Genomic DNA, 22922 nt, shown 5'->3' with positions numbered 1-22922 from the left:
CGGCCGGTAGCCGCGAAGGGTTGAGTATTAAATGGCGATCCAGAATGGAAATGCCCATGCCGGAGACCTCGGGCTTCGAACCCTGTCTCTGTTTCTGCGCCTTCATGGCGTAAACGCCGCGCCCGACCAGCTCCGCGACAGTTGCGGAGACAGCGCAATCGGCATCCGTGCGTTGCTTCGCTGCGCCCGCGAATTCGGCCTGAAGGTCGGTTCACGCACGACACATTGGAAACAGCTCGCAAGCATTAGTCTTCCCGGAATCGCAGCGCTGCGCGATGGCGGATTCCTGCTGCTCGGGAAGGTCGAGGACGGCGCGGCGCTTGTGCTGCATCCGAACGCGACACAGCCGAAGTTGATGCCGCGCGCCGAATTCGAGAAGATCTGGGACGGCCGACTGATCCTGAGCGGATCTCAAAGCCTCGCCGACCGGGCGCATCATGCATTTGCTGGCCTGACTGGGCGCGGACGCGATCTGGCCAACCGTGCCGGTGGCGCCCTTGCGCGTGTGTATCGTCGCGATACGCCGATCCAGGGGCCGGGGCCTGAGCCTGCGGATGGTGATGAATCGGGCTTGATTGCAATGGCGATATTGCTGCGTTGCCATGGCGTTGCCGCCGACCCGGAGCAAATTCGCCATCGCATGGGCACCTCGCGCGTCGGTGTGACCGAAATCCTGCGCTGCAGCAGGGAGTTCGGCCTCAAGGCCCGGGCACAACGGTCGAACTGGAGCAGGCTCGCCGTCACGCCGTTGCCGGCGATCGCCGCGCTGCGCGATGGCAGCTTCCTGATCCTGGGCAAGGTTGTCGACGACACGCTTCTCGTTCAGCGTCCATTGTCTTCCCGGCCCGAATCGATGACGCAGGCCGAACTCGAGGCGATCTGGGACGGTGACATCATCCTGATGACCCGACGGGCGGCCCTGACGGATCTCTCCAGACGATTCGATATCGGCTGGTTCCTCGGCGCGGTTCACAAGTATCGCGGCCTTCTCGGCGAAGTGCTGCTCGCCTCGTTCTTCCTTCAGGTCTTTGCGCTCGTCGCCCCGCTGTTCTTCCAGGTCGTCATCGACAAGGTTCTGGTGCATCGAAGCATCAGCACGCTCGATGTGCTGGTCGCGGGCCTCGTCGCGTTGACCTTGTTCGAGACCGTCCTCGGCACGTTGCGCGTCTATCTGTTCGCGCACACGACGAACCGTATCGACGTCGAGCTCGGCGCGCGGCTGTTCCGTCATCTGATGGCGCTGCCGATCGCCTATTTTCAGACGCGCCGCGTCGGCGACTCGGTTGCCCGCGTTCGTGAGCTCGAGAACATCCGTCAGTTCCTGACGAGCTCGGCGCTCACGCTTGTCGTCGATCTCCTGTTCACCGTCGTCTTCCTTGCGGTGATGTTCTACTACTCGACACCGCTGACGCTGATCGTTCTGGCTTCATTCCCGTTCTACATCGGGATCTCCGCCGGCGCCGCGCCGCTGTTTCGCCGGCGCCTCGATGAAAAGTTCAACCGCGGCTCGGAAAATCAGGCCTTCCTGGTCGAGAGCGTCACGGGCGTCGAGACACTGAAGGCGATGGCGGTCGAGCCGCAGATGCAACGCCGTTGGGAAGAGCAGCTTGCCGGCTATGTCGGGGCGAGTTTCCGCGTTCTCAGCCTGAACAACACGGCGAGCCAGGCGGTCCAGATGATCAACAAGCTGGTCACGGCCGCAACGCTGTACTTCGGCGCCAGGCTCGTCATCGGCGGCGATCTGAGCGTCGGCGAGCTGGTCGCGTTCAACATGCTGGCGGGGCGGGTGAGCATGCCGGTGCTTCGGCTCGCGCAGATATGGCAGGATTTCCATCAGGCCCGTCTGTCGGTCGATCGCCTCGGCGACATTCTCAACACCATTCCCGAGCCAAGCTTCAGTTCGGCTCGCGCCGCGCTGCCGCCGATCCGCGGCAAGGTTGTGTTCGAGCACGCGACCTTCCGCTACCGCGCCGACGGCCCCGAGGTGCTGCACGATGTGTCCTTCGGCGTCGAGCCCGGCCAGGTCATCGGTATCGTCGGCTCTTCGGGCTCGGGCAAGAGCACCATCGGCAAGCTGATCCAGCGCTTCTACGTGCCGGAGAGCGGACGCGTGCTGGTCGATGGCGTTGATCTCGCGACCGCCGACCTGACCTGGCTTCGGCGCCAGATCGGCGTGGTGTTGCAGGAGAACGTGCTCTTCAATCGCTCGATTCGCGAGAACATCGCGCTCGCCGACCCGTCCATGCCCATGGAGCGCGTCATCGAGGCGGCCTCACTCGCCGGCGCTCACGACTTCATCCTGGAACTGCCGGAGGGCTACGACACCGTCGTGGGCGAACGCGGCAGCACTTTATCCGGCGGGCAGCGCCAGCGTGTTGCGATCGCTCGCGCACTCATTACCAACCCGCGCATTCTTATCTTCGACGAGGCGACCAGTGCGCTTGATTACGAAAGCGAGAGGGCCATCCAGCAGAACATGAAACGGATTGCCGCGGGCCGGACTGTGTTCGTCATCGCTCATCGGCTCTCGACCGTGCGCAATGCGAACCGGATCATCACACTCGAGCACGGCCGAATTGTCGAGGACGGCAGTCATGATGAGCTGGTCCGCTCGAACGGACGCTACGCAAATCTCCACTACTTGCAGGCCGGTATCCATGATGTCCGCTAGCCGAAATATTGTCCCCTTTCCGCGAGCCGAGGTTCGACGGCGGGAGCCTGAGATCGCATTTCTGCCTGCGGCGCTCGAGATCACCGAATCGCCGCCGTCTCCGATCGGTCGCGCGATCGGGGCGAGCATCATCGCGGTCTTTTGCATCGCGCTGTTGTGGGCGTCGTTGGGCAGCGTCGATATCGTCGCCACCGCGACGGGCAAGATCGTGCCTGGTGGCCGTACCAAGCTGATCCAGCCGTTCGAGACGGGCGTCGTCCGCGCAATCCACGTACGCGACGGACAGAGCGTCAAGGCCGGCGACGTTCTGATCGAGCTCGATCCAACGATGACGGAAGCCGATCAGGAGCGCCAGAGAAGCGATCTCGTCGCCGCCGAACTCGACGTCGCGCGGCTGCGCGCGGCGCTCACTGACGACCCGCTGGCTGCCTTCCGGTCGCCGCAGGGCGCAAGCGCTGCGGAAATCGAAATGCACCGCCAATTTCTCATCAGCCAGCGCGCCGAACAGAGCGCCAAGCTCGCGGAGATCGAGCGCCAGCAAGGTCAGAAGGAAGCGGAACGGGCGACCACCTCGGCGAGCGTGGCGAAGCTCCAGGCGACGATACCGGTGCTCCAGGAGCGGGTCGATATTCGCAAGAATCTGGTCGACAAGGCCTTGGCCTCGAAGGTCGTCTATCTCTCGGAGTATCAGGAGCTGGTCGGCCTTCAGCAGGATCTGGTCCTCCAGCAGAGCCGGCTGCGCGAAGCGGACGCCGCTATCGCTCTGCTGAAGGAGACGAAAGAGAGAACCGCCGCGGAGTATCGGCGCGCGACCTATGACGCACTTGCGAAAGCCGAGCAGAAGGCGGCGACCACTGCGCAGGAAGTGGTGAAGGCGGAGCGGCGCACGAAGCTTCAGCATCTGACGGCGCCGGTCGACGGCGTCGTGCAACAGCTCGCCGTTCACACCGTTGGAGGCGTGGTGACGCCGGCGCAGGCGCTGGCCATCGTCGTTCCAAGCGAGAGTCAGCTCGAGATCGAGGCCATGCTCTCCAACCGTGACATCGGCTTCGTCCATCCCGGACAGAAGGCGGAGATCAAGATCGATACGTTCAACTTCACGCGCTATGGCCTCCTGCACGGGGACGTGCTCAGCGTGTCGACCGACGCCATCACGCGCGACAGGCAGGGGGCACCGAACGACCGTGCGTCGGGCACAGCGCAAGGCAGTAGCGAGCCAAAAGGCCAGGAGCTGGAATATGCGGCGCGCGTCTCACTCGACCGCTCGCACATGCAGGTGGAGGACAAGCTCGTCAAGCTCGGCCCCGGCATGGCGGTGACGGTCGAGATCAAGACCGGCGCGCGCCGGATCATCAGCTACCTGCTGTCGCCACTGGCTAGGTACAAGCAGGAATCGCTGCGGGAGCGGTAGACGAAGTGGAGCTTCTGCGTCGCAATTGTATGGCCTACCTGCGGCACGGTCGACATCGTCGCCACGGCCACCGGCAAGATCATCCCCAGCGGCATACGGTGGGGGCGTCGTTAGCCCGGCTCAGGTGCTCGCAGTCGTGGTCCCGCAGGATAGCCATCTCGAGATCGAAGCCATTGTCCAATGACGACGTCGGTTCGTCGATCCTGGGCAGGACGCCGAGATCAGGGTCCATACCTTCAACTTCACGCGCTATGGGGTGCTTCATGGCAAGGTGTTGAGCGTCTCGCCCGACACCATTTCGACGCGACGGCCGCGATGTCGCCGAACCCAGGTCTCGTGGCCAGAACAGGTCCGAAAGCCGACAGCAGGGGGCGGACGATCTCGTATAAGCCGCCCGGATCTCGCTCGACCAGCGGCAGTTGAAGGCTGAAGATCGCTTCGTCGATCTCGGCCCGGGCATGGCGGTCACGGTGGCGGTCGTCAAGACCGGATCCCGCCGTATCATCGGCTATCTACTCTCGCCCTTCGCCAGGTACGAGCATGACGTCCTGCGCGAACGGTAGGAAGCGCTCTTGTTGGCTCTGCGACCGAACTTGCCGTGCGCAGCGATGAAGATATCGCGACGTCGTCGACCTCGAACTTCGGAGGCGGCAACCAACCGGCCGAATGAGATCGGCCGCGTAGATGCTCCGGGCTAGGCGCCGGTATGTCATCCTCGGCAAATCTTAGCCGGGCGTCGTCAGTCGCATGCGCGAAGTCATATTGAAAGTTGGACCCGCGGCGCTCCAATTCGGCCCTCAGTTCTCGGAAATTATACCATGGGGGAGCCGCGAGATCGCGCTCACCCCGAACCCGTAAGGCGCGCTGGCCTTGTCTTTGCCGATATTTCAGATTGATGATGATCTGATCGAAGCACGTCCGGAATAGGTCGCTCGATCCAGTCGTCTTGTGCGCTTAGACGAGGTTCCCGCCCGATGGCGAGAATTGCGGACAGTTCGCGCAGTATTCCGATAGCGATGCCAAGAAGCGCTCCCGCAACAATCGCTGCTCCAAGCACGACTCTGGCTTTTGGCCAACTGGCCCTCAAAGGAGGCGACGCCCCAGTGATGAGACTCGCCTCAAACACCGGCAAGGATTGTTGTCGCGTGGCTTCCATCTTACGCAGCACGTGGCGAAAGTTATCATAGGCGCTTTTGGATGATTCAGCAGTCGCTGCCAGTCTATCGATAGTAGCAGCGGAATCCGCTGTATCTTTCCCGTTTCTACTGAAATCCTCCAATGCTTTTTGGGCAGCTAATGCTTGAGTGCTCAATTCGTTCAATCGATCCTTGATCCACGAATCATCTCGTAAGCCGGAATAGTCCATTTGACGGGTAATATATTTTTCTGCGACGGCGTTTAGGATCTGCGCCGCTCGATCAGGATCTCCGGAGTCAAAGGTAATCTCGACAAGATACGTAGCCCCGAGACGCTTGGCTGAAAGCTTGCGTTGGAACGACTCCACAATATACCGCGCCGCATTAGCTTTCGTTTCCGGTTTACTCCAACCGAGCAGACGGGATATCGAGCTGGTCATGCTGTGCAGGAGGCTGGCTTGGCTGGCATCAAATTCCGGATATTGAGCAAGACCGAGCTTTTCGATCACAGCGTTAGCGATGCTCTCAGACGTTATGATCTTGATCTGGCTTTCCACGATCGTTGACACCGAGGTAGGGTCGACCGCTCTCGAGTCCACCACGAGTTGCGCCTTCGCCGTATACGTGGGTGCCGCGGTAATGAGGTAAATTATGGCAGCGCCAAGCGTTGCCAAGGTTGCCAGCGATATGATCGAGAGATGTCGTCGTAAGAAGGCTAGCACTTCTACCAGGGACATGGTGGGTGCCGGACGAAAGTCAGGCGGCATATTGTCCCGATTTACCCAATTATCCGTTCTATTGGTCTGCACCATTTTTCGCACCAGCGCTGATAGTTGAGGCTTCGCGACGACGACCAAGCAAAATATGTCGATAAGGCGATCGTCGGTTGGCGGAAGATGCAGCAGACGAAGTCGCACGAGGCAACTAGCCGGCCCCTACCGACGCTTGGTGGGGCAGCCCTGCCGCCGTCGACTAAATGTGCCGGAAACTGTGTAGAGGCCGGCAATTTGGTGAAGAACGCATGACCCATGGCACTCTACTACCCAGTCGCTCATCTCCGGGTATCAGTACCTTGCCGCTCGGTGGATGGGAATTGGCGATAATTAGGTAACTACGATGGAGCGACGGCACTGCCGAAGGTTCGAGCTGCAAATCGGCCGCGCTGGCGGCGAAAGCAAGCCAGAAAGCTTCCCAGCGGAATCATACGAGCGAAAGCGGCGCGGTCTGAATTAGCTGCAAAAATCCCTGAACAGGAGCGCGAGCGCTCCGCAGGGCTGAAGCAGAAACTTGCGGAACAAGGTGGGCCGAATGACCGGGCATCGGGCGCGGCGCAAGGCAGCAGTGAGCCGAAAGGCCAGGAGCTGGAATATGCGGCGCGCATTTCACTCGACCGCACGCACATGCAGGTGGAGGACAAGCTCGTCAAACTCGGCCCCGGAATGGCGGTGACGGTGGAAATCAAGACCGGCGCGCGCAGGATCATCAGCTACCTTCTCTCGCCCCTGGCGAAATACAGGCAGGAGGCGCTGCGGGAGCGTTGAGCAGCGAGTTAGTTCTCGCAACGCCGATGCTCGACGCCACCACTGGGAAAGCGTCTGTGCGGTCCGCGTGCAGTTCGCGCGAAGGCGGCAAGACAGGTGTTAAGTGCCTGTCGAGTAATCGACGAAAAATATCGCAGCGTGCGCCCGCAATGGGAGCATTCCGATGGTTGGAGCCGTCTCCGGTCCCTTGGACTACTTATACAACCGTGGCGCCGCGCCGCCCTTGCGGATCCGGCCGTCGATAGCCGTTGCCGCGGCGTGACCAGACTGGCTGCGCAAGGGAGCCGTCTGATTGAGATGATCCGTCTCGGAGATCATCTTGAGAGGCGTCACGACACCTGCACCTGCATCGATGGCTGTCGGCGCGTGGTTGTTTGCCGCTCGCACCTGCGATCCATGGTTCATTCCCCAGATAGCTGCCTGAGTCCGGTTCTGAACCCGTATCTTTCGCAAGATCGCTTTGACGTGGACCTTCACAGTGGCTTCGGCGATATCGATCTTTCGAGCAATGCCTTTGTTGGAATCGCCTTCAATGAGGCAAGATAGAATTGCCCTTTCGCGCGGAGAGAGCTGCGGCGAGATCGCGTCCTCTGGAGCAACGAGGATCGCGTGTTCGTTCTGGCCGCATTGCTTGGTTTCACATTCGCGCTCGCGTTCACGATTGCCGTCGAGAGCGAACCACAGCAATGCAGGCGGGAAGACGGTCTCGCCCATCGTCACGAGTTCGACCGACTTGATGAAGGCGTCGCACGAATTGACGTTGACGAAGTAGCCATTGGCGCCTGCGCGAAATGCGGAGGCAAGCTCGACCGGCCGATAATTGTCCGACACGATTGCAATGGGCGCGTCGGGATAGTGATCTTTCAAATATCCGATCTGCGCTATCTCGAGGCCAAAATCATCGCCGGCGTGGATGATGAGAAACATCACTTGCTCGGCTTGAAGGGAGCTTGGCAACTCCTCGGCGCTCGAAGCAGATAGGGCAATGCGAAAATTTGCCTTGTGTAATATTCTGGCAATACCTTCACGGATTAAAACGCTCTTTCCGAGAAGCACCATTCCGTAAATTTGACGCCTCCTCATTTTTTTACCCTCCGGCCAACGCACTGACACAACAGAACCCAATTCACTGTAGTCTCACGACGGGCGAGCAGGCCTCGCTAGTGGTCGTCTTCGCCCTGCTTGCAAATTTTTGAACTAATGAATTTTCGTTACTCCGAACGCGCATCGTCCGGAAAATTTTATCCCTCCATGTTGTTGAAGCCTTTAAGAATGTTAGATGCGAATTGGCGATAGCCCTATATATCCTTCGTTATAGGCGTGCAGGCGCCGTCCACCCCCCAGTCCGGCTCGCAACGCTGCGTTTTTTGCGCAGTCTCTGCGCGAACTGCATGATCATGTTTATTCCAAATAGAAAATCGGTTACGCTTCGGTCGCCAATGCCGCCTCCGTGCGAACACGGTCTGCGACCGAATTTCGCAGCGCTCCGGCCGGTAGCAGTGTAGTCTCGGGGGGCGTGACGGACATCGGAAGCGCAAGTTGCCGCGTGAGCGTCGGAGAGCGAGGAGAGCAGCGCGTCAAGCCAATCCAATTTTGCGCTGCGACATGGACATCGGTCGTATTAGAAAAAATTTCGAAGGATCTGCGCCGCGCTTTGGGAAATAGCAGCGCGTTAGCGGCGTTAAAGTTTTTGGGGGCGTCAGACTGAGGAGCGCCCAATGCGACGTACTAATGTAGTCATTGCAGACCGGCATCCGGTCGTCCTACAGGGACTGAGCAACGTGCTCAGTGCCGCGACGGACTTCAACATCGTTGCATCTTGTAGCGACGCTGCGAGCTGCATCCGGGCGATTTATAGCTTGGCGCCCGACATCGCGATTGTTGACCCCGCGCTGCCCGAGCTCGCCGCGCTGATAGTTCTTTCCGTCGATTCAGAAAATCGTTCGACGCATTTGGTATTTTTCGCCTCGAGTGAAGATTGCGGATTGCTTTTGGATGCAGCCCCCTTTGCCTGCAGCATCGTCCTGAAAGATGCGGAGCCGGAGGCGCTGGTGCAGTCCTTGCGGCACATCGCCAATGGCCAAAGTCTGCTGCCGATGATGCCATCCGATTCGATCCAATCGCAGGAGCAGGGGGCGAAGTCGGACAAGATGGTGACAGCTCTGACCGACCGCGAGCGTCAGATCATGCGTCTGGTATCCGAAGGATTGTCGAACAAGGAAATCGGGCGACGGCTGAGAATTTCCGTCGGCACCATCAAAGTGCATCTGCACAACATTTATCAAAAACTTGAAATCAGCAATCGAACGGTGCTCGCGGCAATAGCGATCGGGCAACATGATCGTGCGAGCCCGACAGGTGAAGATCGCTAAGAGGATCGTCGCGGTGCGCCAATCCCGGTCACGCCTCCCACTGCAATGGACATGCGCCCTGGGGGCTGAAGACCAATTGCATGCGTCACTTGATCGCGCAGGTCAATGTTCGGAAGCTGAATGGAGTAATCCGTCGGGACCGTCAGTTCCCCCTGAATCGCAGCCAACGCAACGAGAGAGCGGGTTATTAGTCCATCATCTGCGGTTCTGGGTCGATCGTCGTAGTCCGCGGTCAGGTAAAGCGTCGTCGCGGGATATGGCGAACGGCTTGAGAAATCGCAGAGATGTGCCGATCTGAAACTCGGTACATGCGGAGCGGCGGCCCTGGCGCTGCCTTCCTGCCCTCCAGTGGTCAGGGCCGTTCTTCCTTCGCGCCTAGCCAGCGGGCTCACAACTCTGTGGTTGGGATGAAGGCCACTATGAGGCACAGCTAGATGTCTCTCAAGTTCAACCGTGCCGTCGCGGACATGGAAATCTGGAGCGCGACCGGCGACGGCTTTTCGTTTGTCATCTCGCATGAGAGCCCTGCTGGCGCCGGATTTCATGGGCGCGAGGGTTATGTGGCGTCATGGCGGCCGCTTGATGGGGGGAACGGCGCGATCAAGATCGGCGGTTCGGCCTTTGTAACTTTCACGGAGGCCGAGAAGGCCTGCAACACGATGCTTGGACATCTGACGGGGGAGCCGAGTTGAATCGTACAACCCAAGTCATGGGTTGCAGGCTGCGGTGAGGAGCTGCCAAATTGACGCGGCCATGACGGCGGGCTGCAGATCAAATACATCTTGCGGTCAGGCGGTATAACCCGCGTCGACCGTTACCACGGTGCCGGTGATGTTCCGGCCGCCTTCACCGAGGAGATATTCGACGTTACGCATCGGCGCGCGCCAGCTTCCCCGCTGCAGTGACCTCGAGCCGCTCGACGAAACGGATCACCGCGGGCACCTTCCATGCTGCGAGGCCGTCCTTGCATTGGCTGAGTATCTCTGAGCGAATGGTCTCGCGGCGCCTCTCATCGATGCCGCCCGCGAGGATGACATCGGCGACCACGATGGCGCCCGTGATCGGGCTCCTGCGCGATCGCGCGCGCGACATTTGAACGCAGGCGTGACGGTTGATCACGGCCTCCACCTCTTCCGGATGCACCTTCAACCCGCCGATATTGATAATGCCGCCCCGGCGGCCGACGAAGTAGTATCGTTCGCCGCGCAGCTCGACGATATCGCCGGTATCGACGAAGCCGTCCGCGTCGGCGAGCGGCGGCGCATCAGCGCCGACATAGGCGCGTGCAGTACGCTTGGAGCGGATCCGCAACGAACCCTCGACGACCTTCATCTCTACGCCGTCCCGATTTCGCCCGACCAGGTGGGCAGGAAATCCCTCGCGCCCGTCGTCGACGCTAAACCCGACTCCGGCCTCGGTTGAGGCATAGGCATGACCGATCGACGCGTGCGGAAATGCCTGGGCCAGGCCGTCGAGCACTGCCTGGTCGGCTATTTCGCCGGACAAGCGGATATAGCGCGGCGAAAAGTTGGCGGCCGCGCCGCTCATCAGGAGCTTGCGCCAGTGCGACGGCGTTCCGGAGATGTGGCTGACGCCGCCCGCGCGCAGCCGGGTCACATGGGCCGTGATGGCTTCTCCGGGCTCGGATAACACCATCGATCCACCGCCGATCACGGCTCGCAGGAAGATTTGCAGGCCGCCATAGCGGCGGATATCGTAGAACGTTGCCCAGGTTGCGTCACGGTGACGCGCAGGCCCCTCGGCAATGATCGCGCCGGCGAGCCCATCGAGCGTGTGTCGGACGATCTTCGGCAGCCCCGACGTCCCCGAGGTCAGCATCAACCATTCAGTCGCATGGTCGACCATCCGTCCCGTGGCTCTCCGTTCGGGCAGGTCGATGCCGATAACAGTGCATCTTCCAGCACAGTATCCGGATAGCGGTTGATCGGTGACGATGGTGTCGATCCCGGCCTGCTCGACCAGGACCTGCAGACGCTCCCAGTCGAGATCGGGCGGGCATAGAAGCATACGGCGTGCGACGCCGTCGAGCTCGATCATTGCAAGCGCGCAGAGCAACTGTCTCGACGTCGCAATCAGTACCGAGCGGCCGGACAACTCGCAGCATTCGCCAGCGAGGCAGCTGCGCCCGACCATGTCGGTCAGCGACACACTGTGCCGGGCATCGGAAATCGTGCGGTCCTTCGGTCCCTGGCCAAGGTAGTTGCGCAGCGCGATGATGTCAGGCGGGAACATTCTCATAGGCTCTGACAAACTCACCGAGGGTAGACGGGAAGGCAGCGTCCTCGGCAACAGTGAAGGGATCAATACCGAGCTCGTCCTCCAGACGCGCAACCAGGATGGCGAAGGCCAGCGAATCGAACCCGGTTTCGTTCAGGGACAGGTCGTCCTGAAGCCGCGGAAGCGTGACCTTCTGTTCCTCGGCGATCTGGTTCATTGCGGAGAAGATCTTTGTTCTGACCGACATGGTACACACCTCACATTTCGGCCTCCGGGCCGATGCTAGAGCCTGATTGCGCCCCCGACGATGCGCGCGTAGACGGCCCGGTCGATCGAACGATAGTGACCGGTCGCCGGATCACGCACGAAGAGCGGATCGTCCACGACCGAAGGATCGAACCCTTCGCGGATCAATCGCTGCTTCTTCTTCCTGAAGGTGTCTGTCGTATCCAGCGACGGGCACAACCTGACGAAAGCCGGGACTGCATAAGGCGGCAGGCGATGCGAAAGGTGTTCGCTGAACATCCCGAAATCGAAATTCTGGTCCGCCACCAGGGCCGCCATGCCGGCGCGGCCGTCGGTCCCGGACACCGCAACTCCATAAGTCGAGGCGTCGAGAACGCCGGGGCAGTCGGCGATTGCGTCGTTCACTTCGCTGGTCGCGACGTTCTCGCCCTTCCAGCGAAAGGTGTCGCCGACGCGGTCGATGAAGTGCAAGTAGCCCTGCGCGTCGCGCATCATCAGGTCACCGCTGCGGAACCAGGCATCCCCCATCACGAAGACGTCGCGCAAGATCTTCTTCTCGGTCTCGGCGGAATCCGAGTAGCCCTCGAAAGGACGGCCGTCGACATTGGCCTCGCCGATACGTCCGACGGCCTCACCGGTCTCGCCCGGGGCGCACGCGATGCAGAGCCCCGCGTCGTTACGGACCGGGCCGCTGTCGGCATCGACCCTGACGATCGATGTCGGAAAGCGATGCGCCAGAAAAGGCGGTATCCGGCCGACCGCGCCCGGCTTTCCCTCGACGTTGAACAGCGAAAAATTGCCTTCGGTGGCGGCGTAGAATTCGAGAATCTGCGGAATGGCGAACCGGTTGGCGAACGTCTCCCAGATGTCGCGGCGCAATCCGTTGCCGACAGCCAGCCGCAGCCGGTGCCGCGTCTCTTGTTCGGATGCCGGCGCCTTCAGCAAATAGCGGCAGAGCTCGCCGATATACTGGAAGACGGTACAGTCGAGGCGCTCGATGTCGTCCCAGAAGCGGCCAGCCGAAAATTTCTCCGCTATCGCAACCGAACCGCCCGCGCAGAGCATGCTGCAGGGAGCCGCGACGCCACCCACGGAGTGATGGAGCGGCAGGCAATCGTAGAGACGATCGTCGATAGAGGCGTCCGTCAGTCCCGCAAACCAGCCACCCCAGGCGAGAACGCGGCGATGACTGACGTTTGCCGCCTTCGGTAAGCCTGTGGTGCCCGAGGTGTAGATGAGGAGGGCGCGTCCATCGATCGTGACGTGGCCACGTTCGGCGGACGACAGCGGTCGTGGCTCGAAGGCGGCGAGCGCCGCGTCCAGATCGCCGCGTGAATTCCCGGCGCCAAGGCTCCAGCATTTCGGTACGCGGTGCAGGTGGGGACGCGCGCCCTCGAAGGCATCCGCGCAATCGGTCGCGAGGATGAGGTGATCTGCATGAGCGACATCGATACAGTGAGCGAGCGACCGGCCAACCAGCCTGGTGTTGATCAGCGCCACCGTTCCGCCAACGCTGCTGATACCGAGCCAGCAGGCGAGGTAGTCCGGCCGGTTCGGTGCCAGCAGGCAGACGGTGCGTCCGGCGTGAAGGCCGAGGTGCCGTGCCCAACGCGCATAGCGGTTGATCCGGTTCGTGAGTTCGCCATAAGAGAAGGATTGGCCATCCGAGAGCAAGGCGGGGCGCTCCGGCTGACGTTGAGCCCAATCCTCGACGAGGTCGGCGAACAAACGATGCGGCTGGGCTTCGAGCCGTGCGGTCAGTGCGATGGCTTGCAGCCAGGTCTTGGCGGCGGAGCGCCGCGGAGCGTCGCGTCCGGTGCGGCTTGCCTGGATTTCGAAGCATGACGGCATTTCAACTGGCTTCATCCCGCCCCGGATCCGAGCTGGTTGATAATCATCCGCTCCATCGCCTTCACCGATTGAAAGTTTTCGGGGGTGATCTCGAATTGGGGCAGGATGAGATCGAACTCGGCCTCGACTTTGAGCATCAATTCGACCATGCCCATCGAGCTCAGCCCGATGTCCACGAGTCGCGACTCCGGGTGGACTTCGGCGATGATCGCGTTCTGCTCGAGGACACTCCTGACGACCGATAGAACGCGGTGCTGAACATTGACGGCAAAGTGGTGCATTTCAGCCGGTCTCCCCGCCGTGATCACATTCAGGGCGACGATAACCAATTGTCCTTTCGGCCAATAGCTCTGCTTCGGAGGTACCTCGCCCGGGAGCGGAAGCTTCTTGATACCCACTTCTGCGCCAAGGACGCGGCGGGAGAAGTGGGCTAGTTGTCGTTCTTCATCGGAATCCTTCTGGACCCGGCTCGCATCGTCCAATCATGACAAGCATGAAGCGGGAGGCTCTGGCCAATGACTGTGCAGGAAGTTCAGTTCCGTAACGGCGCCACTGAAATCGGCCGAATCGCATTCTCTTCCGCCGAATCCTCGTTCCAACAACGAACGGCAAATGTCGCGGAGATCGCTGCCGCGGAGGCAGAAGCGGTCGATCGCGAGGCGTGCTTCCCGCGGAAGGCGATCGACGCGGCGCGGAAGGAGAGACTTCTGGGAGCTCAGATTCCGATCGAGTTCGGCGGGGAAAGCGCAGCGATCTCCGAGGTCGCGGACATGTGCTACGCGCTCGGCCGCGCCTGCGCCTCGGTCGGAATGATCTTCGCGATGCATCAGACCAAGGTCGCGTGCCTGGTTCGCCACGGCGCGGATAGTGCGTGGCACGAAAGTCTGATGCGGCGCGTGGCTGCCGAGCAGCTGCTGCTGGCATCGTCGACCACGGAAGGGCAGAACGGCGGAAACATCCGCTTCAGCTCGGCCGCGGTGGAGCGCGCAGGAACCGAGATTTCGCTGGTGCGCGACGCGACGGTGATTTCGTACGGCGCGGAGGCGGACGGCATCATCACTGTCGCTCGCCGCTCCGAATCCGCTGCCGGATCCGATCAAGTGCTGCTGGCCATCACCCGTGACGATTACACGCTGGAGCGCACCCTGGGGTGGGAGACGCTCGGCATGCGCGGGACCTGCAGCGCAGGCTTCAAGCTGGATTTCCGGGGGACTTCGGACCAGATATTCCCGGTGGCATACGAAAAGATCCATGCGCAGACGATGACGCCTGTCGCTCATCTGTGCTGGTCTTCGGTCTGGGCGGGAATCGCGGCAGCCGCGGTGGATCGGGCGCAGCTCTTCGTCCGCAAGGCCGCTCGCGGGTCGGGCGGCAACATGCCTCCTGCCGCGGCGCACTTCACCGCCGCCAGGATGACCCTGACGAAATTGCGCGCCGTCATCGCGGCAAATCTGCAGTTCTATGAAGCTCGTGGACAGGACGTGCGCGCGCTGTCGTCCGTCGACTTCCAGTCCTCGATCAATCTTCTCAAGGTGGAGGCCTCCGAGCTTGCGGTTGCGACCGTCATGCACGCAATGCGCACCTGCGGCCTCTCCGGTTACCGCAACGACACCGACGTGAGTATCGGCCGCCACCTGCGAGACGTGCTTTCTGCTCCGATCATGATCAACAACGATCGCATCCTCGCCAATATCGGCCCCGCCACGCTCATGAGCACGGTTCCAGATTCCCTGTGCGATTGATTTTTCTTCCGAGAAGGAGAGGGCCTGATGAAAGTGGCCATTGTTGAAGCACCGGCAGCCTCCACTCCGCCTCCAGCCGATCCGTTGGACCATCTCGCCGATGCACTGTTCCACGAGATGGGCTCGCCCGGCGTCTATGGCCGCACCGCACTCTACGAAGACGTGGTGGAACGGATTGCCGCGGTGATCTCGCGGAATCGCGACCCGAACACCGAGGTGATGCGTTTCCCGCCCGTCATGAATCGCGCGCAGCTCGAGAGGTCGGGTTACCTGAAGAGCTTTCCCAATCTCCTCGGCTGCGTCTGCGGCTTGCACGGCATGGAAAGTGAGATCGACGCGGCGGTCAGCCGCTTCGATGCCGGCGGTGACTGGACCACCTCGCTGTCGCCGGCCGATCTCGTTCTTTCGCCGGCCGCCTGCTATCCGGTTTATCCGATCGCGGCGAGCCGGGGGCCCGTTCCGGCCGGCGGCTGGAGCTTCGACGTGGCTGCCGACTGTTTCCGTCGCGAACCGTCGCGCCATCTCGACCGGCTGCAGTCCTTCCGAATGCGGGAATTCGTCTGCATCGGTAGTGCTGATCACGTCTCGGCATTCCGGGAGCGTTGGATCATGCGCGCGCAGAAGATCGCCCGAGATCTCGGGCTGACCTTCAGGATCGACCATGCCAACGACCCGTTCTTTGGCCGGGTCGGGCAGATGATGGCGGTAAGCCAGAAGCAGCTGTCGCTGAAGTTTGAACTGCTGGTGCCGCTGCGCTCCGAGGAGCGGCCGACCGCCTGCATGAGCTTCAACTACCACCGGGATCATTTCGGCACGACCTGGGGCATCGTCGATGCAGCCTCCGAGCCGGCTCACACGGCCTGCGTGGCGTTCGGAATGGATCGTCTGGCCGTCGCCATGTTCCATACCCACGGCAAGGACGTCGACCTGTGGCCGACCGCGGTGCGCGAGCTGCTGGGCTTCGCGCCGACCGACGGCCGAGCACCTTCAGCAAGCGAGGAGGTCCGATGCGCCAAGGAAGTCGGGAGCTAACCCGGGGCCGGAGAGCCGAAGGGCCAGCTGCCATGAGAAGAGAGACTGTCGCCGTCCATGGCGGCTTCGAAGACGATCCGGCAACGAAGGCCGTTGCCGTGCCGATCTACCAGACCGCCTCCTATGCATTCGACAGCGCCGATCATGGAGCCGCGCTCTTCAACCTCGAAGTCGACGGCTTCCGTTATACCCGGATCGGCAATCCAACCAACGCCGTGCTGGAAAAGCGCGTTGCCGCCCTCGAAGGCGGCATCGAAGCACTCAGCGTTGCCTGTGGCCAGGCTGCGGTGAACTATGCGGTCGTCAACCTCGCGGAGATGGGCTCCAATATCGTCTCGATCCCGCAGCTCTATGGCACCACACATACGCTGTTCGCGCACATCCTGCCGAGGCAGGGTATTGAAGTCCGCTTTTCGGAAGACGACCGACCGGAAAGTGTCGAAAGGCTGATCGACGACGACACACGCGCGGTGTTCTGTGAGAGCGTGGGAAATCCGGCCGGAAATGTCTGCGACATCCAGGCGATGGCGGAGGTCGCGCACCGGCACGGCGTCCCCCTGATCGTCGACAACACCGTGCCGACACCGATCCTGCTCAGACCGATCGAATTCGGCGCTGACATCGTCGTGGAGTCGCTGACGAAATTCATGGGCGGGCATGGCACGACGCTCGGTGGAATCATCATCGACAGCGGCAGATTCCCCTGGACCGAGCATCGCCGGCGCTTTCCGATGATGAACGAGCCGGAGAAGTCGTACCACGGACTGGTCTTCACCGAGCGCTACGGCGCCGCCGCCTACATTGCGCGTTGCCGCGCCGTTTCGCAAAGGACCACCGGCGCCGTGCTGGCGCCGATGAATGCTTTCCTGCTGCTCCAGGGCATCGAGACCGTCGCGCTCCGGATCGAGCGGCACGTCGAGAATGGCGCCAAGGTCGCGCGATTCTTGCGCGATGACGGCCGTGTCGGGTGGGTGAATTATGCGGGCTTTCCCGACAGCCCCTATTTTGCGCTGACGCAGAAATATCTGGACGGTCGAGCGTGTTCGCTGCTGACCTTTGGCGTCGCCGGGGGCTTCGAAGCAGGAAAGCGGTTCTACGACCGGCTGAAGCTTTGCAAGCGGCTGGTCAACATTGGCGATGCGAAAACGCTCGCCTGCCACCCTGCGTCGACGACGCACCGGCAAATGTCGGTCGAAGAACAGGGCAAAGCCGGCGTGCGGCCCGAGATGATCAGGTTGAGCGTCGGGATTGAGCACATCGACGACATCCTCGCGGATCTCGATCAGGCGCTCTGCGCCGCGAACGTTTCGTCAAACGTGAAGGCATTCGGATGACTGTCTTAATCGATATCGAGTCACACGATCACCACCTCTTCTCAAGAGCGCCGAGCGGCGCCTGTGCGACGGCGTCGCCGGGAGGCCGGGAGTGTCTCGACATCGGGCTCATCAACAACATGTCGGATGCCGCCTTGATGTCGACCGAGCGCCAGCTGTTCGACCTGCTCGATGCGGCTGCCGGACGACTTTGCGTCAGGCTGCACTTCTATACGATGGAGGCGACGCCCCGTTCGGAATGGGGGCGCGATTACGTGCGTCGATACTACCGTGGCATGGACGATCTGCTGAACAGGAGCCTGGATGGTGTGATCGTGACGGGCGCCGAACCCAGGGCCGCCAGCCTCACCGAAGAGCCATATTGGAACACCTTCACCGAGATCGCCGACTGGGCGACCGAGAACACCGTGTCGTCGGTGTTTTCCTGCCTGGCTGTCCATGGCGCCGTCCTGCACCGGGACGGCGTCGTGCGCCACAAGCTGCCTGCCAAATGCTTCGGTGTCTTCGCTCAAACGAAGACGAGACATCATCCCTTGATGCAGGATGTGCCGAGGACCTTCCGGATACCGCACGCCCGTTGGAATGAGGTGCAAGAGGAGGATCTCTCGGACTGCGGATACTCGGTTCTCACCTGGTCGGCGGAGGCCGGCGTCGACTGCTTCGTCAAGCAGCAGAAGAACAGCTTTTTCGTCCATTTCCAGGGCCACCCGGAATACGAAACCCAGAGCCTGCTGGGTGAATTTCGAAGGGATATCGGGCGTTTCCTCCGGGGCGAGAACGAAGTCTGTCCGACGATACCGAAGGGCTATCTGAACGAGGACGCGGAAAAGATCCTGATCGCTTTCCGACAGAAGGCCCTTTCCAACAGAAGCCCGGAGCTTTTTGCCGATTTTCCGGTCGATCAGCTGGCCAAGGACCTGAGCAACGTCTGGCGTCTTCCGGCCCATCGGATATACCGCAACTGGTTGCGCTATATCGTCTCGCAGCGACGCTCACGCTCGGTGCGAGAAGCAGCTCTCGCTGCAGCCGGAATTCCGCCACGTCGCCACGGACGCAAGTTGGTTGCCGCTCGATCCGCTCGCCTGGCGCGATCGCCAAACCCGGGGACCATGAGGCGGCTCGGATACAACGAGTGAGTCTGGATCATGATCCGGTGCCGTGAGATAGGAACAGCCGATCTCGACGCCGTCGCCGATCTTCTGACAAAGGGCTTTCCAATACGCTCGCGCGACTACTGGATCGACGGACTCAGGCGCTTGTCTGCGCGCGATACGCCCGACAGCTTTCCGCGCTTTGGCTATATGCTCGAGCACGACCAGGGACCCGTCGGTGCTCCCCCGGCTTGCCGACCTGTCGGACTCCGAGCTGGTGATCTACGGGCCGTGACTGGATCCCGGCTATTTCAGTTCCGTGTTCGCAATTGGCATGATCGAAGCGACGTGCCAGCCGTTCGCATCCAGAACGTAGGTCTGGCTGATCAGAAATGTATTTTGCTGCGGCGGCTTGCCCGCAAGGCTGCGCGTGAAGACGATTGGCACCAGGACCTGCATGACCTCGTTCGAGACCACGGCAACGTGGAATTTCGACATGTCGGGGTCGAGGTGCCAGGTGCCCTCGTAGTAGGTCTTGAAGCGGGCGGCGATTGCATCACGGCCCCTGGTCTCGATGCCTCTCGCAAACAACAGCGCGCCCGGCGAATTCCAGAGCAGGGCCTTCACATCGTCCGCGTTGTGCGCATTCTGTGCGGCAATGAACTTCTCGAAGATGATTCGTGCCTCCGCATCGTTTGCCGCGGCCAGCGCAGGCCCGGCCGGCCAGAACGCCGCCGCGAGAAACAGCGGCGCGGCAAGCGCCGCAGCATGTCGGCGCCGTGCACGGGGCCGCGGCTTGAGGGAGCCTGAAAACTTCCGGGAACGTGTCATCTTCACCCTTCTTTCTAGGAAAACCGGCGAATATTTTGAATGATGCACGTCATACCATAGATCGCCGCGCCGGGTTTTCAGGAACGTGCGATCGGCGCTCGCCGCTAAATCACGGTCTCGCGACTGTCGCGTCGCCTGGATGGAGGCAACGGGTCGGCGCGATGCGCCGCCCGATGACAGGCTCCGCGCAATCCGGGGATCTCGTCACTGGCACGAAACCCGGGTTACGCCACGCACCATTCGGGCTACAATCTGCTTCCGGAAACGAGGCTGTCCATGAGCGTGTCCGTCATCGAGCAAGCAAAAATCCAGGCCCAGGTGCTGGTGCCGCTGGTCAAGGCGCTCCAGGCCGAGCTCGGCGAGGCCCGTGCCAACGCGCTGGTGCGCAAGGCGCTCGGCGATCTCTATCGCGGCTTCGGCGAGGAGTTCTGGAAGGCCAAGAATACTGCGAACAACACTGCGAACAACGAAGCCGATCTCGGCAAGGCCGTGTCGTCGGCCTTCAGGACCTATGCCCGCGACGATGCGCTCGCCTATGACGTGATCGAACAGACCGCGGACGCCTTCGCGTTCGACGTGACGCGTTGCGCCTATGCCGAGTTCTACAAGGCGCTCGGCGAGCCCGAGCTCGGCTTTCTCCTGATCTGCACCGCGGACTTTGCGACCGCGGAAGGTTTTGGTCCTGACATCAGGCTCACGCGCACGCAGACCATCATGCAGGGCGCGTCTCATTGCGACTTCCGCTACCGGCGCGATGAAGGCGGATCACAGTGAGGGGAATGTGGATCATGCGGGCGAGCTGTCTTGCCGTGGCCCTGCTGACACTGGTCGCGCCGAACGCGCACGCCGCGATCATCGACTGGCAGGCCGAGCTCCAGCGCTGCCGCAGCTTGCGCGAAAACGTGGCGCCGCTGCTCCAGGCCGGCGAGGGCATATCCGCCGTCGGCCGCTCCAACAGATCCGTCCGCCGCTGCATCTGGATCCAGCGTATGGCAGTGCGGAAGAAGATCCCGGGTGCGGAGGCGTGGTAGGCATCGCGCCCGTCATGTGGGCTTGTTCCTCAGCCCGAGCAGCAAGTCCTTCAAACCGGTCGGATAGAGGCTCGGCCCGCCGACCACGTCGAGATCGACAAGGTCGAACCAGCGCGCGACGATCTCTTCTCCGTTGTCCTCCCGGAAATCGATGTGGTCCCGGCCGGCGAAAGCGCCTTCCGGAAACCCGACCTCGGCGATGAACATCACCTCGTGGCCGGTCGATCCCTCGTGCACGAAAATGTTCTCCAGCATCAAGGGCTCGCCGGTGATGGTGACGTCGATGCCAAGCTCTTCGTTGAATTCCCGCACCAGGGCAGCCCGCCAGCTCTCGCCGAATTCGATCTCGCCGCCGAGCGGACGTACGCCCTTGATCCGGCCCGCATCGTCGCGAACCTCGGCCGCCAGCAGCCGTCCGTCGCGCCAGTGCAGGCCGATCGCGACGACGCGGATGTGGGGATGAGGGCGCCATGTGGTCATGGAAGATCGTTATCGTGCTCGCCGCGGCTGCGCAATGCGCGCAGGCGAGTGTTGCCGGGCCTGGATCGCTTTCAAGCATGCAAAAGCTTCGCAGCCTTGATCCGTGACGTCCTGCCTGCCATTGTCCGGTCATCCATCGCGGCGACGGGCGTGGTGAAATCGAGATTGTGGCGTTCGGCGACATGTGTCGCTTCGCCGGATGCAAAAGGAAGACAGGTTGGCGAGATGAGCAGCGTGAACAAGCCCGGCGGCAACTACCTGCCGGTGATCATCCATGGTGGGATTGCGTATGTTAGCGGTCAGCTTCCGCGTCGCGGCGAAGACCTGCTGTATGCGGGCAAGGTCGGCGCAGGTGTCGATATCGTGGCCGCACAAGAAGCTGCGGCGCTCTGCGCTGATCTCTGCATTGCCGCCATCAACCACGCCACAGGCGGAGAGGACAGGATCGTCCAGGTCCTGCAACTCGTGGGATACGTCGCCTCGGCGCCTGGATTTACCCAGCAGTCGCAAGTCATGAACGGTGCCTCCGACCGGCTGATCGAGCGCCTCGGCGATCGCGGTCGTCACACGCGCACGTCCGTCGGCGTCGCCGAGTTGCCGCGAGGGGCGCCGGTCGAGCTGAACATGATTGCCGCTGTTCGGTCGTAGGCCCGTCGATCGGTGATCGACGCGGCGACAGGCGGCCTTATGTAACGAGATATTTGGCGACCGCCGCCTCGTCCCACGCGATCCCGTTGCCCGGCTCCTCGCTCGGCAGCGCAAAGCCGTCCTTGATCTTCAGCCGGCTCGCCAGCACCGCATCGGCCCAATCGACATATTCCAGCCAGTGCGCCGTCGGCGTCACACAGAGCAGATGCGCGCTCACTTCCGAGAACAGATGCGTCGACATCTCGATGCCGGCGGCGTGTGCCAGCGCAGCGGCGCGGAGCCAGCCGGTGACTCCGCCGATGCGCTGCACGTCGGGCATGACGTAGTCGCAGGCTTCCGCCGACAGTGCGGACTGCATCGCAAACGCGCTATCAAAATTCTCGCCGATCTGGACCGGCGTCCGCAGCGCATCCGCAATGCGGGCGTTCCCGGCATAATCGTCGTGGCGGATCGGTTCCTCGATCCAGGTAAGGCCCTCGTCGTCGAGCATCTCGCCGCGGCGGATCGCCTCGGTGACCGTGAGCGCCTGGTTGTAGTCGCACATCAGTGTCACCTCGTCGCCGACGGCCTTGCGTACCGCCCGCACCACGGCGAGGTCCTCGCGCGCATCGGGCCGGCCGACGCGGATTTTTGCGGCGTGAAAACCCTCGGCCAGCAGCTTGTGCGCCTCCTCAACCGCGGCGCCCGCCGGCATGATGCCGAGGCCCTTCGAATTGTAGGCCCTGACCGGTTTCGGTGCGCCGCCAAGCAGGCGCGCCAGCGGCAGTCCTTTGCTGCGGGCGAGCGCGTCCCATGCCGCCATGTCGATGCCGGATTGCGCCAGCCGCTGCAGGCCGGCAAGGCCCAGCAGGGTGAAGCGCTGGGTCAGCTTGCGCTCGATCTCGAACGGCAGCAGCTCGTCGCCGGCGACGAGCTCTGACATCTCCGTGACCATCGCTGTCAGCGGTTTCAAGGCCGACGGCGTGATCGAGAACAGGTAGGCATGCCCCACCGCCCCCTGGTCGGTCTCGCAGTCGATCAGCACCAGCGGCGCCCTGGCGACCGCCCCGGTCGAGGTCTGGAGCGGCAGGTTCATCGGCACGATCACGGGCCGCGCGATAAAGCGCTTGATGCGGATGGTCTCGGTCATGGCACTGGTTCCGGTTGATCAACGCAGGTTGATGGCGATCTTAAACATTCGTCATGAAACGAAAAGGCACCTGAAGCGACCACTATAAAATGGGGTTGCGCGGGCCTGCTTTTGTTGGCTCTGTGACGCCGCAGGCTG

At 61.9% G+C, this 22922-nt stretch carries 21 protein-coding genes and 3 pseudogenes; 14 read left to right on the top strand and 10 right to left on the bottom strand.

The window, feature by feature from the left end:
- Nucleotides 1-31 precede the first annotated feature (31 nt).
- From ACVJ19_RS07555 to ACVJ19_RS07545, 3 genes are all read left to right on the top strand, one after another.
- On the top strand, nt 32-2671 hold the full coding sequence (locus ACVJ19_RS07555; protein WP_453949539.1) for a type I secretion system permease/ATPase: 2640 nt from the start codon (nt 32-34) through the stop codon (nt 2669-2671).
- A complete protein-coding gene (locus ACVJ19_RS07550) occupies nt 2658-4082 on the top strand; it encodes an HlyD family type I secretion periplasmic adaptor subunit (RefSeq protein ID WP_453949540.1) in 1425 nt (474 codons plus the stop codon). Before ACVJ19_RS07555 ends, ACVJ19_RS07550 begins: the two co-directional genes overlap by 14 nt.
- Before the next feature lie 419 nt (nt 4083-4501).
- Complete coding sequence (locus tag ACVJ19_RS07545) at nt 4502-4645, top strand: hypothetical protein (RefSeq protein ID WP_453949541.1); 144 nt, start codon at nt 4502-4504, stop codon at nt 4643-4645.
- Nucleotides 4646-4923: 278 nt separating this feature from the next.
- Here the strand turns inward: ACVJ19_RS07545 and ACVJ19_RS07540 are convergent, their stop codons facing one another.
- Complete coding sequence (locus ACVJ19_RS07540) at nt 4924-6030, bottom strand: Wzz/FepE/Etk N-terminal domain-containing protein (protein WP_453949542.1); 1107 nt, start codon at nt 6028-6030, stop codon at nt 4924-4926.
- A 495-nt stretch (nt 6031-6525) separates the two neighbouring features.
- Between ACVJ19_RS07540 and ACVJ19_RS07535 the strand changes: the two are divergent.
- Nucleotides 6526-6759 (top strand): annotated as a pseudogene (locus ACVJ19_RS07535) (HlyD family type I secretion periplasmic adaptor subunit); the annotation flags it as partial.
- Between the two features lie 192 nt (nt 6760-6951).
- Here ACVJ19_RS07535 and ACVJ19_RS07530 read toward each other — a convergent pair.
- Nucleotides 6952-7686 (bottom strand): LuxR C-terminal-related transcriptional regulator, encoded by a 735-nt coding sequence (locus ACVJ19_RS07530; RefSeq protein WP_453949543.1) that lies wholly within the window; start codon nt 7684-7686, stop codon nt 6952-6954.
- Nucleotides 7687-8477: 791 nt separating this feature from the next.
- Between ACVJ19_RS07530 and ACVJ19_RS07525 the strand changes: the two genes are divergently transcribed.
- Both ACVJ19_RS07525 and ACVJ19_RS07520 read left to right on the top strand, forming a co-directional pair.
- Nucleotides 8478-9131 (top strand): response regulator transcription factor, encoded by a 654-nt coding sequence (locus ACVJ19_RS07525; protein ID WP_453949544.1) that lies wholly within the window; start codon nt 8478-8480, stop codon nt 9129-9131.
- Between the two features lie 434 nt (nt 9132-9565).
- Nucleotides 9566-9823, top strand: coding sequence for a hypothetical protein (locus ACVJ19_RS07520; RefSeq protein ID WP_453949545.1), 258 nt, complete (start codon nt 9566-9568; stop codon nt 9821-9823).
- Nucleotides 9824-9919: 96 nt separating this feature from the next.
- Here the strand turns inward: ACVJ19_RS07520 and ACVJ19_RS07515 are convergent.
- The 5 genes and pseudogenes from ACVJ19_RS07515 to ACVJ19_RS07495 all read right to left on the bottom strand — a co-directional run.
- Nucleotides 9920-10003: pseudogene (locus tag ACVJ19_RS07515) on the bottom strand (SDR family NAD(P)-dependent oxidoreductase); the annotation flags it as partial.
- Nucleotides 9999-11384 (bottom strand): class I adenylate-forming enzyme family protein, encoded by a 1386-nt coding sequence (locus ACVJ19_RS07510; RefSeq protein ID WP_453949546.1) that lies wholly within the window; start codon nt 11382-11384, stop codon nt 9999-10001. The gene ACVJ19_RS07510 and the pseudogene ACVJ19_RS07515, both read right to left, overlap by 5 nt.
- Nucleotides 11371-11616, bottom strand: a complete 246-nt coding sequence (locus ACVJ19_RS07505; protein WP_080138234.1) for an acyl carrier protein — start codon at nt 11614-11616, stop codon at nt 11371-11373. The genes ACVJ19_RS07510 and ACVJ19_RS07505 overlap by 14 nt, the downstream gene beginning before the upstream one ends.
- Nucleotides 11617-11651: 35 nt before the next feature.
- Nucleotides 11652-13481 carry a long-chain-acyl-CoA synthetase gene (locus ACVJ19_RS07500; protein ID WP_453949547.1) on the bottom strand — a complete coding sequence of 610 codons (1830 nt, stop codon included), beginning with the start codon at nt 13479-13481 and terminating at the stop codon, nt 11652-11654.
- Nucleotides 13478-13747: a phosphopantetheine-binding protein gene (locus ACVJ19_RS07495; RefSeq protein WP_453955129.1), complete on the bottom strand. Its 270-nt coding sequence runs from the start codon at nt 13745-13747 to the stop codon at nt 13478-13480. The genes ACVJ19_RS07500 and ACVJ19_RS07495 overlap by 4 nt, the downstream gene beginning before the upstream one ends.
- Nucleotides 13748-13981: 234 nt before the next feature.
- On the opposite strand from ACVJ19_RS07495, the gene ACVJ19_RS07490 reads away from it, so the two are divergent.
- From ACVJ19_RS07490 to ACVJ19_RS07470, 5 genes and pseudogenes are all read left to right on the top strand, one after another.
- Nucleotides 13982-15208, top strand: a complete 1227-nt coding sequence (locus tag ACVJ19_RS07490; RefSeq protein WP_453949548.1) for an acyl-CoA dehydrogenase family protein — start codon at nt 13982-13984, stop codon at nt 15206-15208.
- Between the two features lie 27 nt (nt 15209-15235).
- On the top strand, nt 15236-16240 hold the full coding sequence (locus ACVJ19_RS07485) for an amino acid--[acyl-carrier-protein] ligase (protein ID WP_453949549.1): 1005 nt from the start codon (nt 15236-15238) through the stop codon (nt 16238-16240).
- A 32-nt stretch (nt 16241-16272) separates the two neighbouring features.
- Nucleotides 16273-17574: an O-acetylhomoserine aminocarboxypropyltransferase/cysteine synthase family protein gene (locus ACVJ19_RS07480; protein ID WP_453949550.1), complete on the top strand. Its 1302-nt coding sequence runs from the start codon at nt 16273-16275 to the stop codon at nt 17572-17574.
- Nucleotides 17571-18710 (top strand): homoserine O-succinyltransferase MetA, encoded by a 1140-nt coding sequence (gene metA, locus ACVJ19_RS07475; RefSeq protein WP_453949551.1) that lies wholly within the window; start codon nt 17571-17573, stop codon nt 18708-18710. Before ACVJ19_RS07480 ends, metA begins: the two co-directional genes overlap by 4 nt.
- Nucleotides 18711-18719: 9 nt before the next feature.
- Nucleotides 18720-18905 (top strand): annotated as a pseudogene (locus tag ACVJ19_RS07470) (acyl-CoA acyltransferase); the annotation flags it as partial.
- Nucleotides 18906-18971: 66 nt separating this feature from the next.
- On the opposite strand, the gene ACVJ19_RS07465 reads toward ACVJ19_RS07470, so the two are convergent.
- Complete coding sequence (locus ACVJ19_RS07465) at nt 18972-19496, bottom strand: DUF4440 domain-containing protein (protein WP_453949552.1); 525 nt, start codon at nt 19494-19496, stop codon at nt 18972-18974.
- A 276-nt stretch (nt 19497-19772) separates the two neighbouring features.
- Here ACVJ19_RS07465 and ACVJ19_RS07460 point away from each other — a divergent pair, with 276 nt between their 5' ends.
- Together ACVJ19_RS07460 and ACVJ19_RS07455 are read left to right on the top strand one after the other, a co-directional pair.
- Nucleotides 19773-20270 carry an L-2-amino-thiazoline-4-carboxylic acid hydrolase gene (locus tag ACVJ19_RS07460; RefSeq protein WP_453949553.1) on the top strand — a complete coding sequence of 166 codons (498 nt, stop codon included), beginning with the start codon at nt 19773-19775 and terminating at the stop codon, nt 20268-20270.
- A 14-nt stretch (nt 20271-20284) separates the two neighbouring features.
- Nucleotides 20285-20527 (top strand): hypothetical protein, encoded by a 243-nt coding sequence (locus ACVJ19_RS07455; protein WP_453949554.1) that lies wholly within the window; start codon nt 20285-20287, stop codon nt 20525-20527.
- 12 nt (nt 20528-20539) lie between these two features.
- On the opposite strand, the gene ACVJ19_RS07450 is transcribed toward ACVJ19_RS07455, so the two are convergent.
- Nucleotides 20540-21007 (bottom strand): NUDIX hydrolase, encoded by a 468-nt coding sequence (locus ACVJ19_RS07450; RefSeq protein WP_453949555.1) that lies wholly within the window; start codon nt 21005-21007, stop codon nt 20540-20542.
- A 225-nt stretch (nt 21008-21232) separates the two neighbouring features.
- On the opposite strand from ACVJ19_RS07450, the gene ACVJ19_RS07445 reads away from it, so the two are divergent.
- Complete coding sequence (locus ACVJ19_RS07445) at nt 21233-21655, top strand: RidA family protein (protein ID WP_453949557.1); 423 nt, start codon at nt 21233-21235, stop codon at nt 21653-21655.
- A 37-nt stretch (nt 21656-21692) separates the two neighbouring features.
- On the opposite strand, the gene ACVJ19_RS07440 is transcribed toward ACVJ19_RS07445, so the two are convergent.
- Entirely contained in the window at nt 21693-22784 is a 1092-nt protein-coding gene (locus ACVJ19_RS07440; RefSeq protein WP_453949558.1) for an enolase C-terminal domain-like protein, read from the bottom strand.
- Nucleotides 22785-22922: the final 138 nt, after the last annotated feature.

Source organism: Bradyrhizobium sp. USDA 376, from assembly GCF_054063675.1.
This window is presented reverse-complemented; position numbering and strand designations above follow the sequence as displayed.

Bases quoted from the DNA above. Each gene is read 5' to 3' on its own strand.
- ACVJ19_RS07555 (WP_453949539.1), top strand. From the start codon at position 32: ATGGCGATCCAGAATGGAAATGCCCATGCCGGAGACCTCGGGCTTCGA.
- ACVJ19_RS07550 (WP_453949540.1), top strand. From the start codon at position 2,658: ATGATGTCCGCTAGCCGAAATATTGTCCCCTTTCCGCGAGCCGAGGTT.
- ACVJ19_RS07540 (WP_453949542.1), bottom strand. From the start codon at position 6,030: ATGGTGCAGACCAATAGAACGGATAATTGGGTAAATCGGGACAATATG.
- ACVJ19_RS07530 (WP_453949543.1), bottom strand. From the start codon at position 7,686: ATGTTTCTCATCATCCACGCCGGCGATGATTTTGGCCTCGAGATAGCG.
- ACVJ19_RS07525 (WP_453949544.1), top strand. From the start codon at position 8,478: ATGCGACGTACTAATGTAGTCATTGCAGACCGGCATCCGGTCGTCCTA.
- ACVJ19_RS07520 (WP_453949545.1), top strand. From the start codon at position 9,566: ATGTCTCTCAAGTTCAACCGTGCCGTCGCGGACATGGAAATCTGGAGC.
- ACVJ19_RS07510 (WP_453949546.1), bottom strand. From the start codon at position 11,384: ATGTTCCCGCCTGACATCATCGCGCTGCGCAACTACCTTGGCCAGGGA.
- ACVJ19_RS07505 (WP_080138234.1), bottom strand. From the start codon at position 11,616: ATGTCGGTCAGAACAAAGATCTTCTCCGCAATGAACCAGATCGCCGAG.
- ACVJ19_RS07500 (WP_453949547.1), bottom strand. From the start codon at position 13,481: ATGAAGCCAGTTGAAATGCCGTCATGCTTCGAAATCCAGGCAAGCCGC.
- ACVJ19_RS07495 (WP_453955129.1), bottom strand. From the start codon at position 13,747: ATGCACCACTTTGCCGTCAATGTTCAGCACCGCGTTCTATCGGTCGTC.
- ACVJ19_RS07490 (WP_453949548.1), top strand. From the start codon at position 13,982: ATGACTGTGCAGGAAGTTCAGTTCCGTAACGGCGCCACTGAAATCGGC.
- ACVJ19_RS07485 (WP_453949549.1), top strand. From the start codon at position 15,236: ATGAAAGTGGCCATTGTTGAAGCACCGGCAGCCTCCACTCCGCCTCCA.
- ACVJ19_RS07480 (WP_453949550.1), top strand. From the start codon at position 16,273: ATGAGAAGAGAGACTGTCGCCGTCCATGGCGGCTTCGAAGACGATCCG.
- metA (WP_453949551.1), top strand. From the start codon at position 17,571: ATGACTGTCTTAATCGATATCGAGTCACACGATCACCACCTCTTCTCA.
- ACVJ19_RS07465 (WP_453949552.1), bottom strand. From the start codon at position 19,496: ATGACACGTTCCCGGAAGTTTTCAGGCTCCCTCAAGCCGCGGCCCCGT.
- ACVJ19_RS07460 (WP_453949553.1), top strand. From the start codon at position 19,773: ATGAGCGTGTCCGTCATCGAGCAAGCAAAAATCCAGGCCCAGGTGCTG.
- ACVJ19_RS07455 (WP_453949554.1), top strand. From the start codon at position 20,285: ATGCGGGCGAGCTGTCTTGCCGTGGCCCTGCTGACACTGGTCGCGCCG.
- ACVJ19_RS07450 (WP_453949555.1), bottom strand. From the start codon at position 21,007: ATGACCACATGGCGCCCTCATCCCCACATCCGCGTCGTCGCGATCGGC.
- ACVJ19_RS07445 (WP_453949557.1), top strand. From the start codon at position 21,233: ATGAGCAGCGTGAACAAGCCCGGCGGCAACTACCTGCCGGTGATCATC.
- ACVJ19_RS07440 (WP_453949558.1), bottom strand. From the start codon at position 22,784: ATGACCGAGACCATCCGCATCAAGCGCTTTATCGCGCGGCCCGTGATC.